Source organism: Enterococcus mundtii, from assembly GCF_002947535.1.
In the GTDB taxonomy this organism is placed as follows: Bacteria; Bacillota; Bacilli; order Lactobacillales; family Enterococcaceae; genus Enterococcus_B; species Enterococcus_B mundtii_B.
This window is the reverse complement of sequence record NZ_PUAP01000028.1, coordinates 21,353-37,846: the sequence shown is the minus strand read 5'-3', so window position 1 is coordinate 37,846 and position 16,494 is coordinate 21,353. Positions and strand designations below refer to the sequence as shown.

General features: G+C 37.7%; 14 protein-coding genes. 4 read left to right on the top strand and 10 right to left on the bottom strand.

The genetic code is table 11. The features are described from left to right. Positions 1-451: 451 nt before the first annotated feature. Entirely contained in the window at positions 452-1,609 is a 1,158-nt protein-coding gene (locus CUS89_RS09900; protein ID WP_104871996.1) for a hydroxymethylglutaryl-CoA synthase, read from the top strand. A gap of 30 nt (positions 1,610-1,639) precedes the next feature. On the opposite strand, the gene CUS89_RS09895 is transcribed toward CUS89_RS09900, so the two are convergent. Further along, a complete protein-coding gene (locus CUS89_RS09895; protein WP_104871995.1) occupies positions 1,640-2,362 on the bottom strand; it encodes a class I SAM-dependent methyltransferase in 723 nt (240 codons plus the stop codon). Between the two features lie 203 nt (positions 2,363-2,565). Then, positions 2,566-5,232 carry a cation-translocating P-type ATPase gene (locus CUS89_RS09890; protein WP_104871994.1) on the bottom strand — a complete coding sequence of 889 codons (2,667 nt, stop codon included), beginning with the start codon at positions 5,230-5,232 and terminating at the stop codon, positions 2,566-2,568. Between the two features lie 337 nt (positions 5,233-5,569). On the opposite strand from CUS89_RS09890, the gene cls reads away from it, so the two are divergent. Next, positions 5,570-7,021: a cardiolipin synthase gene (cls, locus tag CUS89_RS09885; RefSeq protein WP_104871993.1), complete on the top strand. Its 1,452-nt coding sequence runs from the start codon at positions 5,570-5,572 to the stop codon at positions 7,019-7,021. Positions 7,022-7,204: 183 nt separating this feature from the next. Here cls and CUS89_RS09880 read toward each other — a convergent pair whose 3' ends face one another. The 8 genes from CUS89_RS09880 to CUS89_RS09845 form a co-directional block, all read right to left on the bottom strand. Further along, complete coding sequence (locus CUS89_RS09880) at positions 7,205-7,531, bottom strand: hypothetical protein (RefSeq protein WP_104871992.1); 327 nt, start codon at positions 7,529-7,531, stop codon at positions 7,205-7,207. Between the two features lie 167 nt (positions 7,532-7,698). Continuing rightward, positions 7,699-8,391: an ATP-binding cassette domain-containing protein gene (locus tag CUS89_RS09875; protein WP_104871991.1), complete on the bottom strand. Its 693-nt coding sequence runs from the start codon at positions 8,389-8,391 to the stop codon at positions 7,699-7,701. Positions 8,392-8,401: 10 nt separating this feature from the next. Next, complete coding sequence (locus CUS89_RS09870) at positions 8,402-9,145, bottom strand: hypothetical protein (RefSeq protein ID WP_104871990.1); 744 nt, start codon at positions 9,143-9,145, stop codon at positions 8,402-8,404. After that, on the bottom strand, positions 9,124-9,879 hold the full coding sequence (locus tag CUS89_RS09865; RefSeq protein WP_104871989.1) for a hypothetical protein: 756 nt from the start codon (positions 9,877-9,879) through the stop codon (positions 9,124-9,126). The genes CUS89_RS09870 and CUS89_RS09865 overlap by 22 nt, the downstream gene beginning before the upstream one ends. Further along, positions 9,869-10,651: a hypothetical protein gene (locus CUS89_RS09860; protein ID WP_104871988.1), complete on the bottom strand. Its 783-nt coding sequence runs from the start codon at positions 10,649-10,651 to the stop codon at positions 9,869-9,871. The genes CUS89_RS09865 and CUS89_RS09860 overlap by 11 nt, the downstream gene beginning before the upstream one ends. A 308-nt stretch (positions 10,652-10,959) precedes the next feature. Continuing rightward, positions 10,960-11,775: a bifunctional hydroxymethylpyrimidine kinase/phosphomethylpyrimidine kinase gene (gene thiD, locus CUS89_RS09855; protein ID WP_104775688.1), complete on the bottom strand. Its 816-nt coding sequence runs from the start codon at positions 11,773-11,775 to the stop codon at positions 10,960-10,962. A 149-nt stretch (positions 11,776-11,924) separates the two neighbouring features. Continuing rightward, positions 11,925-12,365 carry a universal stress protein gene (locus tag CUS89_RS09850; RefSeq protein WP_071866323.1) on the bottom strand — a complete coding sequence of 147 codons (441 nt, stop codon included), beginning with the start codon at positions 12,363-12,365 and terminating at the stop codon, positions 11,925-11,927. Between the two features lie 201 nt (positions 12,366-12,566). Next, a complete protein-coding gene (locus tag CUS89_RS09845; RefSeq protein ID WP_104871987.1) occupies positions 12,567-13,964 on the bottom strand; it encodes a glycoside hydrolase family 1 protein in 1,398 nt (465 codons plus the stop codon). 153 nt (positions 13,965-14,117) lie between these two features. Between CUS89_RS09845 and celB the strand changes: the two genes are divergently transcribed. Both celB and CUS89_RS09835 read left to right on the top strand, forming a co-directional pair. After that, complete coding sequence (gene celB / locus CUS89_RS09840) at positions 14,118-15,389, top strand: PTS cellobiose transporter subunit IIC (RefSeq protein ID WP_010735815.1); 1,272 nt, start codon at positions 14,118-14,120, stop codon at positions 15,387-15,389. 303 nt (positions 15,390-15,692) lie between these two features. Beyond that, positions 15,693-16,415, top strand: a complete 723-nt coding sequence (locus tag CUS89_RS09835; protein ID WP_181055349.1) for a GntR family transcriptional regulator — start codon at positions 15,693-15,695, stop codon at positions 16,413-16,415. The last annotated feature ends 79 nt before the right edge of the window (positions 16,416-16,494 follow it).

Here is a 16,494-nt window from a genome sequence, read left to right as displayed (position 1 = left end):
CCACCCGTTGCCAAAGTCTATAAATTCACTTATCCACGTATTATAAAAAACGCGATAGATTTATAGGTGTTACAATCTTTTGCGCAAACGGATTCCCTCCTTATTTCTCTCATATTTGCGAAAAACGTCACGCTGTAACCGACGAGACATTCCTCAAAAAACGTTTGTCTATATCTATTGGATAGAACAATCTGAATGGTTTCGTAAAAATTAAAATACACTTCTTATTAAATTGCATGAAAGATGGACAGTTGATTACTTTCTAACTGTCAAGTATCTCCTACAAAAATATACCATTCTTTACCGGAAATACAAATATAACATACACCTTTTAAAAAAAGCGCTATATTTTTTTACAAATCCTTAAAAATTAGCTTTTTTGTATTTCTTTTAGCAATTTTGTGATACTTTAATAAAGTAAGTTTTTTATCATGAGTAAAGAGGTGTTGAAATGAAAATAGGGATTGATCGTCTTTCCTTTTTTATTCCTAATTTATTTTTAGATATGACTGAATTAGCAAACAGACGTGGAGATGATCCTGCCAAATACCATATTGGGATCGGTCAAGATCAAATGGCTGTCAATCAAGTTTATGAAGACATCGTCACGCTAGGAGCAAATGCAGCGAGTAAAATCGTCACAGAAGAAGATCGTGAGAAAATCGATATGGTCATTGTAGGTACCGAATCAGGCATCGACCAATCAAAGGCAAGTGCTGTGATCATCCATCATTTGTTAAAAGTTCAACCTTTTGCTCGTTCATTCGAAGTAAAAGAAGCTTGTTACGGGGGAACAGCAGCTTTGCATATGGCAAAAGAATATGTTAAAAACCATCCAGATCGTAAAGTTTTAGTGATTGCTAGCGATATCGCTCGCTACGGTTTAGCAAGTGGTGGTGAAGTGACGCAAGGTGTAGGTGCGGTCGCTATGATGATCACACAAAACCCTCGGATTCTTTCACTTGAAGACCACAGTGTCTTTTTAACAGAAGATATTTATGACTTTTGGCGTCCAAGCTATAGCCAATATCCTGTAGTAGATGGACCGTTGTCCAACTCTACCTATATTGAGTCTTTCCAAAAAGTCTGGAATAGATATAAAGAAACAACAGGTCGAACACTTGCAGATTATGACGCACTTACCTTCCATATCCCTTACACAAAAATGGGGAAAAAAGCATTACAAAGTGTGCTCGAAGAAACAGATGAAGCAACGCAAGAACGTTTGATGGCACGTTATGAAGAAGGCATCACCTATAGTCGACGAATTGGAAATCTATACACTGGTTCACTTTATTTAGGTTTGATTTCTCTGTTAGAAAACACTCAAGCATTGAAATCTGGTGACCGTATTGGACTATTCAGCTATGGTTCTGGTGCTGTGAGTGAGTTTTTCACTGGGTATTTAGAAGAAGACTATCAAAAGTTCTTATTCAAAGAAGAGAATCAAGCGATGTTAGATAACCGTGAAGCATTGACTGTTGATCAATATGAAGAAATCTTCAATGAAACATTACCGGGACATGGTGAAACAGCTGAATATCATTCAGATCTACCTTACTCGATCTATAAAGTTGAAAATGATATTCGTTTTTACAAAGAAAAATAATCAATGCAAAAAACTGACCTCGATCGTTGACTAATAGATAGTCAATAATCGATAGGTCAGTTTATTTGTACTCTGAATTGTCTCACTGTTTTTAAATAATTCTTGGAGAGCTGACTGGAAACGTGGATCATCTTGCATTTCTTCATAGTAAGCCCGCAAAAATGAAGCCGTGACTTCTTCCTGTGAATCATAAGTGAATTCAGTTCTCTTATAAGAAAGGTGTTTCTTTGCTAAATACGTCTCAAACCGATCCATAATAGTTGGCGAGGTGTTAGGGTCAGATTTTTCGATCCCTAAATGCCTTTCAAGGGGTACGAAGACATTATCTTCCGAGGAGACTACTCTTAGGATCAAACAAGCTCTCGTCGCTTTCCTACGCAGTTTTTCCAATTGTTCACAAGAAACCAAGGCGGGATTTGCTGCCGAAAAAACAAGTTCATAGGTTTTCTCTTCTTGCAAAAAACTAGCAAGATCTTGCAGAATGAATTGGCAGTTATTTAGCCCCAGTACATGCGCTTCATGTTCAGCATAGACAAGCATTTCTTCTGAAAAATCAATCAACTCATATTGTTCTATTTCTTTTGCTAACGGCAGATAACGCCCTGCACCACCGGCAACATCTGCGAATGATCCAGCTGGTAATAAAACCTCACTTTTTAGATAAGCAACGACATCCTCTACAATCGTCGTACTGGATTCTTTTTGTGATTCGTAATAGTCTTTCGCAAAGGTATTCCATTCTTCTTTGTTCATTTGGATAATTCTCCTTTCGTTTTCACTTTTCGGAATAAATATTTTTATAAGAGAAACGACGAGCCTTGTTTCTTAGTATAAATCAAAATCCACGAAAATCGAAGAAACGATTCTCGTGGATTTCTTTTTGATTCGAAAGACTTAAAACTAGCAAATTCCATCGTCATTCGTAAGTGATAGATGAACTATTTTGTCTTTGATGATTATTTATTTCCTTGTACACGCACCAAGATCATCTTAGTGATTTCCATCAATACAACTGTTACTAGCGCGATTCCGATACATGTGAAGACTTCAGTCAATCCAAATGCTGCTGGGATCGAGAAGACTTCTTTTAGTCCTGGGATCATCGCAATACAGTAAAGCGCACTACATACAGCAACTGCTAATAGCACACTGCGGTTTGAGAAGAAACCAGCTTGGATCGCTGTTTGCGTATTTGAACGAGCAGGGAATGTTTGCAACGTACGACACCAAATCAATGTTGTAAAGGACATCGCTACACCAAATTCAGGAGAATGTTGCATTCCTAACCATTGAGCAAAAATAACTGCAATACCGATCAATACGCCACGATACGTTACAGAAATCAATGTTTTGTCCGTAAAGATACCTGAATTCGGATCTCTTGGCGGACGTTTCATTGTCGCTGGCTCTGCTTTTTCAGTTCCTAACGCGATTGCCGGTAATGAGTCATTGACTAAGTTGATAAACAATAATTGTAAAGCTGTAAATGGATTTGACCAATCCGCAATCAAAGCAAAGATGATTGCGATGATCGCACCTAAGTTTCCTGAGAACAAGTAAGAGATGGCCTTTTTGATATTATCAAAGACATTACGTCCTACTTCCACTGCACTGACGATCGATGCGAAATTATCATCTGTCAGAACCATTGCCGCAGCATCTTTGGCTACGTCAGTACCTGTACCCATTGCAATACCGATGTCTGCTTGTTTCAAGGCAGGCGCATCATTCACTCCGTCCCCTGTCATCGCAGAGATATGACCTTTTGTTTGCCAAGCACGCACGATACGGATTTTATTTTCCGGAGATACACGCGCATAAACGGTTACTTTTTCTAATACTTCATTCAATTGATCTTCTGATAATTCATCTAATTCTGTACCAGTCAACGCTTGGTCACCCTCAGCAAAAATACCGATTTCTTTTGCAATAGCTACCGCAGTTGTTTTATGGTCACCAGTGATCATGATCGTTTTGATTCCAGCACTTTTCGCTTCTTTCACCGCTTGTGTAACTTCTTCTCTTGGCGGATCGATCATTGCCATGATACCGACTAAAATCAAATCATCTTCATCATCAAATGATAATTCTAAGCTATTGATTGGACGGTAAGCAAAGGCTAACACACGCAATGCGCGATTTGAGAATGCTTCGTTTTGTTCTTGGAATTTTTTTCTTAACTCGTCTGTCATTGGCACGACTTCACCATTTACCAACGCTTTTGTACTACGACCAAAGACGATATCAGGTCCACCTTTTACAAATAAGAATTGTTGATTGTCGATTTCATGTGCTGTCGACATCAATTTTCGATCCGAGTCAAATGGTAATTCCGCTTGTCTTGGATACGTTTGACGGATCTCACGATAAGGTTGGTTCATTTTTTCACTGAAGTCAATAAAAGCTACTTCTGTAGGATCGCCTAATTTTGAACCATCTTCACTGATCGACGCATCATTTGCCAAGACACTGATCTCAACTAAACGACGTTCATCGACAGACCAGTTTTTTGGATCATTTGAAAAATCACCAGTTGCTCCATTGGCTAAATAATAGTCAACAACAGTCATTTTATTTTGTGTCAATGTTCCAGTTTTATCTGTACAAATGATACTCGTTGAACCTAGTGTTTCTACGGCTGGAAGTTTACGGATGATGGCATGTCGTTTCGCCATTTTATTTGTTCCTAATGATAAGACGATCGTGACGATCGATTGCAATGCTTCTGGGATCGCTGCTACGGCAACCGCAACTGCAAACATGATGGCACTAACGATATCCGCCGTCATATCTCCTGTTCCGCCACCCATGTAGATACGGAATAACTGGATACCTAAAATCACTAATGATAAGCCTAAAATAGCTAAACTTAACTTCTTACTGAATTTATCCAACCCACGTTGTAGTGGTGTCACTTGTTCCGTTGTTGATTCTAATAAACCAGCTACTTCACCGATTTCTGTATTGTTTCCTGTAGCAGTCACTAAGAATTTTCCACGACCGTAAGTAATGATCGTCCCACTAAAGACCATATTCAAGCGATCACCGATCGGCACAGTCTGAGTGATTTCTACTACTTCTTTTTCTGCTGATGTCGACTCACCTGTCAACATCCCTTCGTCAACTTTTAATGAACCAGCTTCTAATAGACGTCCATCTGCCGGTACATAGTCACCTGCATCAAGTAAAACGATATCCCCAACCACTAATTCATTCGCTGGAATCGTCATTTCTTTTCCGTCACGAATCACTTTTGCATCTGGTGCAGAAAGGTTTTTCAATGCTTCAAGTGAACCTTCTGCTTTTTTCGTTTGGATCACACTGATCACTGAGTTCAACATCAACACGGCAAAGATAACGAAAAATTCGATATAGTCACCCATCACCATTTGAATCAATGCAACAACTAATAACACAATTACCATCGCATCTTTAAAAGTTTCGAGAAACAGTTTCCAAGTTGGCTTCTTCGGCGCTTCTTTCAGTTGGTTCAAGCCATCTCTTTCCAATTTTTCTTTTGCTTGCGTACTACTCAACCCATCAGGTGAGCTTTGCGTTTGTTGCATCAACGTGTCGATCGATTCTTTGTAGACCGTTGATTGTGCGTGTTCCTTGTTTTCCAAATTTCATCCCCCATTTTAGTTATTGTTTCCGCTATCGCCTGAAAAAAAAGAGACCTAAGACAAATACGGATTTGTCTTAGGTCTCACCATTTCATACAATACCAGAAAACCAATTGGTTAACTTACTGTTGATATTATCACAACAAATGTTGTCGGTTACTCCCCTAAGGAGATATTCAACTGTACTTTTATCCTACATGATTTATTTTTAAATTGCAACAACTTTTGCTTATCGCTCATGATATTTTCAAAAAATTTCCACCTTTGTTTTCTTGTGAATAGGCTTCTCACCTTTCTCATGCTATACTAGTGTTATTATATAAAGGAGGATTTACTCGTGGTAGGAAGCATTATTACTTTCTTATATGTACTGAACGCACTTATTGCACTTGTAACTATCTTGATCAAACCTCGTGACGTCGCAGCGATCTGGGCATGGTTGCTCGTTTTATTTGCTTTACCTGGTTTTGGTTTTATTCTCTACCTTTTCTTTGGTCGGGGGTTGACCGACAAGAAAAAATTCCATCTCCGTCAGAGTGATTTGAGAGAACTGGAGAATTTCCAAGATTTTAAGGGAGATACCTTGGAACATTATGATCCCATCATCCAGAATGAAGATCATCAGCACTTCGTTGATTTCTTTTCATCCTTGAATCAAATGCCACTCACTCGAAAAAACGCCGTCACACTCCTGACAGACGGTCAAGAAAAATTAACTGCTGTGCTGAAAGATATCGAAGCAGCCAAGCACTCCATCCATATCGAATATTATGCTTTTGTTACCGACAACATCGGTCAACAGATCTTAAAAGTATTGGAAAAAAAAGCAGCAGAAGGTGTCGAAGTCCGCTTACTCTATGATGCCTTTGGTTCTCATGGCACAAAAATAAAAGATTTTAAAAAGTTAGTCGAAAATGGCGGTCATGTCCATACATTCATCACTTCGCAACGGGCACTTCTACGCTTTCGTCTAAATTATCATGATCATCGAAAAATCATCGTTGTTGATGGTAAGATCGGGTACACAGGTGGTTTCAACATTGCCGATCAATACGTCAATCACACCAAAAAATTTGGCTATTGGCGAGATACACATATTCGTATTTACGGTGCCGCCGCCTCTTTACTACAACTTCGCTTTTTGATGGATTGGAATGTCTCTGTGCCGGATCAAAAAAAAGTTGGCTATCATTTAGATTATTTTTACAAAGTAGAGAAAAAGGATCAGGATCAACTATACCAAACATCGATCCAACTTGTATCTAGCGGACCGAACAACGAACGGGAACAGATAAAGTTATCCTTTATCAAGCTGATCAGTTCAGCAAAAAAACGTATCTGGATCCAAACACCGTATTTAGTTCCTGATGAAAGTGTGATCGCTGCGTTGAAAATCGCTGCCGCTTCCGGTGTAGAGGTGAAAATCATGATCCCTAACAAACCAGATCATCCTTTCATCTACCGAGCAACTCAGTACTACGCTCGCCAATTGATCAAGGAAAATGTACAAATCTTAGTTTATGAAAATGGCTTTTTACATGCGAAAACATTGATCATGGACGATGAGATCTGCATGGTCGGCTCAGCCAACCAAGATATCCGAAGCTATCGCTTGAATTTTGAAAGCAGTGCAATCATTTATGATGCAGCTTTCTTGCAACAATTAGCTGATCAATTCGTACTCGATGAACAAGCAAGCAATCCGATGACTACTGAAACAGTCAAAGAAATGTCAAATTGGTTGTTGTTCAAACAACAAATCTCCAGACTGTTCTCACCGATTCTATAAACTATTTTTCCTTCAATAATCAATAGTTTTAATAACAACCTTATTTCATTGATAGGATATTTCAAAAATGAAACTCCTTTAGCAGATTTTCCAAAGTCTACTAAGGGAGTTTTATTTTTTGAGTCCTCTTACGACTATCAATAAAAATGATATCATTCAAAAAATTTCATTGTATTGGAACGATCATAGGTAAATAGCTACTCCTTTATAGATTCCTTTATTGTAACTAGCATGATAATTTGCTTGATCAAATCGAAGTAACGCTTGAGTTGTTAACACAAATTGAAAGGATTCTTCTACTTTTTCTGCATCGACCGTGTAGACATATGTAAGCGTCGTTTGCTGTTGAGGATCTAGTACTTGTTGCGGAAAGTCAACATCACCTGTATTGTAATAGTTGTAGCCACTAAATAACCGACTTTCTTTCAAAATTGCCAAATCCTGGGCATCCGGCGATATATTTTTGACGTTTACTGCAACTGTCACAGGCATAAACTCATATTGGTCCATCGGGTTCCCACCATCATAATGATAGGACTTTCCTTTAGAATAGTTTAAAACAGTGAGTTCTAAATCATTTAAAGAAACTACGTCGTTCAAATGGTAAGTGGTAATTGCAAATGATTTAGGAACACCACGATTGATTTCGATAATACGAGCAACTGCGACTGCTATGATTATTGAACCGCCCAGACAAAAAAAGAAAATTTTACTTTTTTCTCATCATTCGATACCTCAATTCTTGAAAAACTTCCACGATCAACTTGATAAAATTTGGTGCAAACTCTTTGCAAATCTTCGTTTCGATGACTAGTCAATAAAACCAGCTTATTTCTTAACTTCAATTCTTCAATTATCTCGATCAACAATTCAATTCCTTGATTATCCAACCCATTAAAAGGCTCATCTAAAATGATCATCGTCGGATCACCCATCAACGCTTGCGCAATTCCTAAACGCTGTTTCATCCCTAAAGAATAGTTAGCAACCTTAACTTTCTGTTTATCCAATAAACCTACGAGTGTTAATAGTTCAACAATCTCATCTTTTTTGACATTATCGGTTAATAACGACAAGCTATATAAATTATCAAAACCTGTCATCGAACCAATAAATCCAGGATTTTCAATCAACATTCCTGTATGAGAAGGAAAGTCTACTTCTTTGCCGATTGTTTCTTCCCCTACCTTGATCTTTCCTTTTGAAAGACGAATAAAGCCACAAATTGCTTTAAAAAGCATTGTTTTACCCGAACCATTTTGACCGATGAAACCTACAACGTCACCAAGCTCAGCTGAAATCGTTACCTCATTAAGGATTCGTTGTTTTTTTCTTTCAACGGTTACTTCTTTTATTTCTAAAAATGCCATGGAAACCCTCCTAAAATATGTGCCTACGAATGAAAAATAAAATACCAACCAAATAACCTAACAATAATCCCAACTGTATTCCTAAAACCACGAATAATGTAGGATGGGTCAAATAGAAATGAATATCATTAGTTAGAATCAATGAATATTTATAAGGCATAAACTTAAAATTTACTAGACTTGCAACAACCATCATGCCCATGCAGATCAATAATGAGAAGATGCCGTTTGAATAAATAAAATAAATGAATACGGCTAAAAAATTAAGCAAGATAACTGTCGAAAATAAAAGAAAGCTATAGTGTATAACAGCCAATGACCAAAAATCAGCGGAATAAAAAATCAAAAAAAGTGCGCTGAAAAAAATGAAAAGATAGGCAAAACAATCCACTATGATCGTAAGAAAGATCGAAATTGCCAATTTACGTCTACTTTTGATCCGGATCAACAAAAAAATACTTTGTGTTTCTAATAATTCAATAATCGGGAAAAAAATAAATAGCAATGAGAACAGATGAAACAAAAGCCAAAGATAAGGAAGTAAATAGTCTGTATAGTTATGAATAGGATAAGGACCTTGAAACAAGAAAGTAAGGATACTTTCTCCATCAAAAAGGATCTTAGGATACATATACTTAATCGCTAAAAGGTAACCTACCAAAAACACCCCAGTAGAGATCCACCATTTTTTCCCGTAAGTAAAGGTAAAAGTGATCATCCGTCTAGTGACTATCATGATAGAGGTAAGCTCCATTGGTTGGGCCTCCTTAGTAGAGTAACTGTATATTTTGCTGCAAAAAGCAAAAAGTTCAGAGAAATCAATAAACCAAGCCAAGCGATAAATGTACCTTGAACCATTATTTGTTGTCTATTAACGATAAACACGAGATTAAAAGCCGGAAATGAGTCAACTAAGTTAATAATAAATACTGTCATAACCATTAATACAACGACTAAATAATTTCTAATTACTCTATTTAATAAGAGAGAAAGATGTCCCATAAATAGAAATTGTAAGTACTTGATGGCTGCGATCTTACCAACATTCAATAAAGTTAGCTCTGCCTCCACCAATTCTCCCTTAACGAGAGTGTACATGATTAGGTAGGCGAAAATAAATCCCAGGAAAACGAAAATTATGTAGAGGGTCAGACTCAAAACCATGATTAGATCCTTATTCACCAATAGTTTCAACTTTGTTTTAACATGTAATAAGTAAAAATTTTCTTCTGTTTTTTTATCTAAGCTATGAATAAAAAACAGCCATATCATCAAATAAATAGAACTGATAAATCCATTTATTCCTCCATTTAAAATGCCGTATGGTCCATAAAGTAGTAAATCAAACTCGTCATATTGTTGTCCCATCTGATTATACTGATAAACTAAATTACCCAAACTGAAGATCATCCCTATAAAAAAACAGCCCCAGATTTTCTTATGTGAAGTAAGCGACAAATAATAGCAAATGGTTTGCTTAAATCTCATTCTTCTTCACCCCATAGATCACCGTCATGACTGCAAATAGCAGTATAGTTACGACAAACAAAACACCTGTCAACTGAAACCTTTCTGTACCAATAAATTGATCACTCAAACTATATTTTGCAGCACGCAACACACTGATCAACATATCGCTGACTAACACAAAAAACATTGGAATCAAGATAGCAAGGTAACGATTATGTGTTAAATAAGCGCAAATACTAGCAAATAAAGAGAGACAGCCACCATACAAAAAGAGAAAGGCACTTCGCACTAACAAATAGATGCCTGGATGGTCATAATACAAATGGGGCATGAATTCATCAGAAGGGACCAAAAACATACTATAAAATCGATGCAAAGGCGTCACAGGAATAAAAAACAGGAGGCTAATAAAATTAACAAGGACAGGAATAACCACTAAGCACCCACCAATGAGAAAAGCCAACAAAAAATGATTGATCAAATACTTTTTTAACGTGATGTGAGACACCATCGATTTCATATAACCACTCTGGCGATCCTCCGCTAAAATATCACCGATCGGAATCGTTGCAAGCAATGAAAAAGAAAACTTAAACGTTATTAAAGTTACTGCCGGAATAACAAGCATATGTAATGAATAAAGACTGGTCGGTTCGTCATACCCTCCCTTCCATGGGTATTGCCCAATGATACCATATGTAAACAAGCAAGATAAACCTATAACTACCATAAAAGCTAACATATAAATAAATTGACGTCTTCTTAGCACACGATATAGAATTGCTCTCATAAACCTTCTCCTACTAAAAAATATTTTTTGTTTGCGCTTTCTAAAAAGTGGGACATACTAATCACGTAGCATATAATAACATCAAAAAATTAATAGGGAATGTAAAAAAGATGAAAAACTGGTTATTTTATGAAACTATTTTGTTAGAGGTGAGTTAGTTGGAGTCCAGGCAGTGTTTAACTTTTTTCTTAAAAACAGCTACTTGCTCCTCTACTTAATCAACAAACTCCCCTGAGAACCACCAGAATCCATTAGGATGCACTAGTAGCTATCAGGGGAGCGCTGTTTAAAATCATTTTTGCTATCAGTTAGTCGATCGTATTTGCCGCCCAATGATTGATTGGGCCATATTTGTGTCCAACAAAAAGTTCTTCTTTGATTGCTTGATTGACATATTGTTTCGCGATACGGATAGCTGCTTCCACCGTTTCTCCTTTTGCTAATTCAGCAGCAATACACGCAGACAAAGAATCACCTGTTCCATTGATGCGATCTGTTGCATAAAATGGCGCTTCTAACCAAAAGGTTTTTCCTGAAGCTAAACGAACATAATCCCTCACTGTTTGTTGATTGGAATCACTTGTATGATGTCCTTTGATCAGAACATTTTTGGGTCCCAGCTCTTGGAGGATCTGAGCCGCTTTTTCATAGTCTTCTTCTGTTCTCAATTTGAGACCAGTTAGTTTTTCGGCTTCATAAAAATTAGGAGTCACTACTTCTGCCAATGGCAGTAATGCTGTTTTCAATGTAGTCAACGCTTCTTCTTCCAATAATTGATTCCCATGTTTCGTCATAATGACTGGATCAACGACTAAGGGACCAAAATCATACAGTTGAATATTTTTGACCACGGTATTGATCAATGTCGCATCGGCTAACATCCCCGTCTTTGCTGCTTTGACTTGGTAATCCTCTGCAATCAGTTCAAATTCTTTATCGATAAAATCTGTAGGTAAAGGAACACTTGCACCGATTCCATAAGAATTTCCAGCGACACAAGCAGTCAAAACAGATACCCCATAGACCTTTCTTGTAAAAAACGTATGCAAGTCTGCTTGCATCCCTGCACTTCCATCGCTATCTGATCCAGCGATCGTCATTACTTGGACATATTGTTGTTCCATTTCATCCATCTCCTATTTGAAATACGTTTGTCTTGTTTATCCTACCGCATTTTCTGCTGAAAAACAAAAAAGGATGCGCAATAACTCATGCAGCATCCTCAAAAACGGATAAATCGTATGTTAAAAGTAAATAGTTCGAGCAAAATCTTTTATTTTACTACTAACACATTGCATTTCGCGTGATTCACCACATAAGAAGTCGTTGAACCGACCAATGCACGTTCAACGGCGTTTAAACCAGTCGACCCCATGACGATCAAATCGATTGGCTCTTCTGACTCGTTGAAGTTCGCGATCAATGTTTTAGGATAACCGTATAACACATATGTTTTAATATCCGTCAAACCTTTTTCGATCGCTAGATTTTGATGTTCCTTCATTTGTTTGTCTGCCACTTCATCTAACTCTTCTTGTAAACTTGTTGTGACAAAAGCAAAATCACCAAAATAATTTCCTGATACCTCATTTACATACAAGATGTGTAATTTTGCTTGATTTCGTTTTGCTGTTGCGATTGCTTCAATAAATGCTTTTTCTGATTTTTCTGAACCGTCGATTGCTACTAAAATATTTTTATACGTATCTACCATTGAAACCGCCTCCTTCTTTCTTTTAGTGTAGCACGATTAGAAACGAAGAACAATTCTTATGGATATGGTTCAAAAGCCCATGGTTCCAATAACAAAAACAAGGCAGAAAATCTGATTGTTAGATTTCCCACCTTATTTCAAAATAATTTATCCCATTCATTTAGTTATAAAATACTTGATTCTTTTTTTCGAAGTCACCGATCACGCTTCAAAACCATTATTTGCTGCTACTTCTTTAAACCAGTGTCCTGATTTTTTGATCGTCCGTTTCCCATCTTGTTCTAGATCAACTGCGATAAAGCCATAACGGTTTTTATAAGCATTTGTCCATGACCAGTTATCCATACATGTCCACATATGATAGCCTAAACAATTTGTTCCTTCTTGAATAGCTTGATGCACATATTTCAAGTGATCCGTCACAAACTCGATACGATAGTCATCTTCAATCATTCCTTGTTCATTCACATAGCGCTCTTCTCCTTCAACACCCATGCCATTTTCAGAGATAAAGCATTTGATATTCCCATAATTTTCTCTCGTATTCGTCAAGATATCGTAGATACCTTTTTCGTAGATTTCCCAACCACGATAAGGATTCATTTTTTTATTCGGCATATCGTAGTTGTCGAAATAATCATCAGGTAACGGCGCACGATCCTTGTCAATCGGTGTTTCTTTCGCTTTGATCCGGCGCGGTTGGTAATAATTGATTCCTAATAGATCCACTTTATTTTCTTGGATGATCGTTAAATCTCCGTCTTCCATTACAGGCATGATATCCAATTCTTTAACGATCTCGATCAATTCCTGCGGAAATTCACCTTTTACAGCTGGATCAAGGAATGAGCGATTGAAAAAGGCGTCCGCGATTGCAGCAGCTTTCACATCTTCCGCATTATTTTCGTCACGTGGGTAACTTGGTGTCAAGTTCAAGATAATACCGATCTCTCCATCTTGTCCTGTTTCATGGTAGATCTGAATCGCCTTTGCACTTGCTAAGTTTTCGTGGAAACCCACTTGAACTGCTTCTTTGAAGTTCACATGATTTGGATAGTGGAACTGATAAAGATAGCCACCTTCTACAGGGACGATCGGCTCATTGTGCGTAAACCATTTCTTCACAAGATCGCCGAATAACTCAAAACATGTTTTGGCATACTCAGCATAAGCATCAACAGTCTCTCTCGCTAACCAGCCACCTTTTTCTTGTAAAGGCATCGGCATATCAAAATGGAAGAGATTGACGAAGGGTTCAATACCATTTTCAATCAGTTCTTCAAAATACGTACGATAGAAAGTGACTGCTTGCTCATTTACTTTCCCTGTACCATTAGGAAGCAAACGACTCCACTGGATCGATGTTCGGAACGTATTATGACCAGTAGCTTTCATCAATGCGACATCCTCTTTATACTTCGTGTAGACTTGAGAAGTCTTGCTTGGCCCTACTTGGTTAAAAAACTTCTCAGGCTCCAAGTCGTACCAATGATCCCAAATATTTTCTCCTTTTCCATCTCCTGCTACACGTCCTTCTGTTTGTGGTCCACTAGCAGCTGAGCCCCACCAAAAATTTTCTGGAAATACATAATTCGTCATGTTAAGTCCCTCGCTTATTTTTCTTTTGATAACGTAATCATACCAAACCATAAAAATAAATCAATACTTTTTAAATAAATGACTAGACATTTATCCAGATTGAAGTTATACTCATTTTGTAATCGATTGCAAATTATAATAGAGGTGAATAAAATGAACGGTTTTATGGATAAACTTGCTCAGAAAATCATGCCTTTAGCGAACCTACTAGGGCAAAATCGTTACTTGACAGTGTTACGGGATGCATTTATGTTATCGTTTCCTTTAACGATGTTCGGATCGATTGTTGTCGTTTTCAATAACTTACCTTTCTTTAGTGATGCGACTAAAGGAACGTTGTCTAGCTTATTTGGAAATGGACAAAATGCAACAATGAGTATCATGTCTGTCTTTGTTACTTTTGGTATTGGCTATTATTTATCTAAATCATATGATGTAGAAGGTATTTTTGGAGGTGCTGTCTCATTTGCCAGCTTCTTGATCTTAACACCTTTCGTCATGACAACTGTCGGTGGCGAAGAAGTATCAGGTGTGTTGACTCTTGATCGCTTAGGTGCAAAAGGAATGTTCATCGGTATGATCGCAGCTTTCATCGCAGGTGAAATCTACTGCCGAATCACTAAACGTGGTTGGCAGATCAAAATGCCTGCAAGCGTGCCACCAGCTGTGACGAAATCATTTGCTGCGTTGATCCCAGCAGTCGTTACTTTGACCGTTTTCTTGATCATCAATGCAGTGATGACTGGTGTCTTCCACGCAAACTTACATGATGTGGTTTACGAAGTTATCCAAAAACCATTGACTGGTTTAGGAAGTAGTTTGCCAGCCACTTTAATTGCTTTGTTCTTTGTACAATTCTTATGGTTCTTTGGTCTTCATGGACAAATCATCGTCAACTCTGTGATGGACCCGATTTGGAATACATTGATGCTTGATAACTTAGAGGCATACCAAAATGGTCAAGAATTACCACACATTATCACAAAACCATTCATGGAAACATTCACTGTCGGAATCGGTGGATCAGGTATGACTTTAGCAGTTGTATTATTGATGGCCTTTGTTTTGAAGAAAAAACAATATCGTGATGTCGGTCGTTTAGCTCTTGCACCAGGAATCTTCAACGTGAATGAACCAGCAATTTTTGGTTTACCGATCGTATTGAACGCAACTATTTTGATTCCTTGGGTTGTCGCACCATTAGTCGTAACGACATTCAACTACCTAGTAATGGCAGCCGGTATCGTACCAGCGCCAACCGGTGTCTCCGTTCCATGGACAGTGCCGATCATCGCGAGTGGTGTCTTAGCCACAAACTCATGGTTAGGCGGCTTACTCCAAGTGATCGATTTTGTGATCGTTGCGGTTATCTGGTATCCATTCTTGATGATCTTAGATAAGCAACCTGATTTGGATGTTGTTTGATCCTATACTAAAGGAATGTAGTATTTGAAGTTGAAATAAACATATTCACGAACAATAATCAAAGAAGCATCCACGAAAATTTGCTCGTTGCATTTTCATGGGTGCTTCTTTAAGTTTTGAAACATACATAAATTGGTATTTTATTGATTGCAATGAGCAACTGTCCTACATAAATCATCAGTCAGCTATTTCCTTTACCAAAATCAAAAAGTAAATTCTCTGATAAAGCTATCCGCGCTTCTCATGCTTTTATTGGTTGTCGGCGCTATGATCTTTCGTTATACTCAAAGTGAGGTGAAAAACGTGCCAAAATATGAAGAAATCGCAAATGTCCTAAGAGATCGAATTCGTTCAAAAAAATATCCACCAAATAGTTTTTTACCAAATCAGGTGGATCTAGTCGAAGAATTCAACGCTAGTCGAATGACGATCAAAAAAGCCATCAACATCTTAGCCATGGAAGGACTCGTTTATTCCCAAAGAGGGTCTGGAACTAAGATTTTAAGCCATCCTTATTTAAACAAAGATACTTCTCCAGCCAATGAATACGAAGGATTAAGTTTACAAATGAAGCGCCGACAACGCTCACTGACAAGTCAGATCATTCAATTCGATGTCGAGTTCCCTAATCCTTTTATTCAAGAACGCTTGATGATCGATGCGGAACAGCCTGTGTATAACATTCATCGCCTACGTATCTTAGATGATGAACCGTATATTCTAGAACACACTTTTATGCCAGTGCAACTTGTCCCTGGATTAAAGAAAGAACATCTCCTATCATCGATCTACGACTATTTACACAAGGAACTTAATGTCCATTTTGCCGGAGCCTATCGCGCGATCTCAGCAGATAAAAGTTCTGCCTTCGATCAACAATATTTGAATTGCGCCGAAACAGATCCAGTTCTGGAAGTCCAACAAGTAGTCTATCTAAAAGACGGACAACCGATCGAGTATTCATCAAGTCGCAATCGGTTTGATGTCCGCAACTATTCACTGTTAGATGTCCGTGGAAATCAGTAAGCATTTTTGACTGTTCCTATAGTCATTTCAAAAAAGCAACGTCTACGATCTTACTATCGTGAGCGTTGCTTTTTTGTAT

What these genes read in the sequence shown, in the direction of transcription:
- CUS89_RS09850 (WP_071866323.1), bottom strand. Translation starts at nt 12,365, where the DNA reads ATGGTAGATACGTATAAAAATATTTTAGTAGCAATCGACGGTTCAGAA.
- CUS89_RS09870 (WP_104871990.1), bottom strand. Translation starts at nt 9,145, where the DNA reads ATGGAGCTTACCTCTATCATGATAGTCACTAGACGGATGATCACTTTT.
- celB (WP_010735815.1), top strand. Translation starts at nt 14,118, where the DNA reads ATGAACGGTTTTATGGATAAACTTGCTCAGAAAATCATGCCTTTAGCG.
- CUS89_RS09880 (WP_104871992.1), bottom strand. Translation starts at nt 7,531, where the DNA reads ATGGACCAATATGAGTTTATGCCTGTGACAGTTGCAGTAAACGTCAAA.
- CUS89_RS09875 (WP_104871991.1), bottom strand. Translation starts at nt 8,391, where the DNA reads ATGGCATTTTTAGAAATAAAAGAAGTAACCGTTGAAAGAAAAAAACAA.
- CUS89_RS09900 (WP_104871996.1), top strand. Translation starts at nt 452, where the DNA reads ATGAAAATAGGGATTGATCGTCTTTCCTTTTTTATTCCTAATTTATTT.
- CUS89_RS09895 (WP_104871995.1), bottom strand. Translation starts at nt 2,362, where the DNA reads ATGAACAAAGAAGAATGGAATACCTTTGCGAAAGACTATTACGAATCA.
- CUS89_RS09845 (WP_104871987.1), bottom strand. Translation starts at nt 13,964, where the DNA reads ATGACGAATTATGTATTTCCAGAAAATTTTTGGTGGGGCTCAGCTGCT.
- CUS89_RS09860 (WP_104871988.1), bottom strand. Translation starts at nt 10,651, where the DNA reads ATGAGAGCAATTCTATATCGTGTGCTAAGAAGACGTCAATTTATTTAT.
- thiD (WP_104775688.1), bottom strand. Translation starts at nt 11,775, where the DNA reads ATGGAACAACAATATGTCCAAGTAATGACGATCGCTGGATCAGATAGC.
- CUS89_RS09865 (WP_104871989.1), bottom strand. Translation starts at nt 9,879, where the DNA reads ATGAGATTTAAGCAAACCATTTGCTATTATTTGTCGCTTACTTCACAT.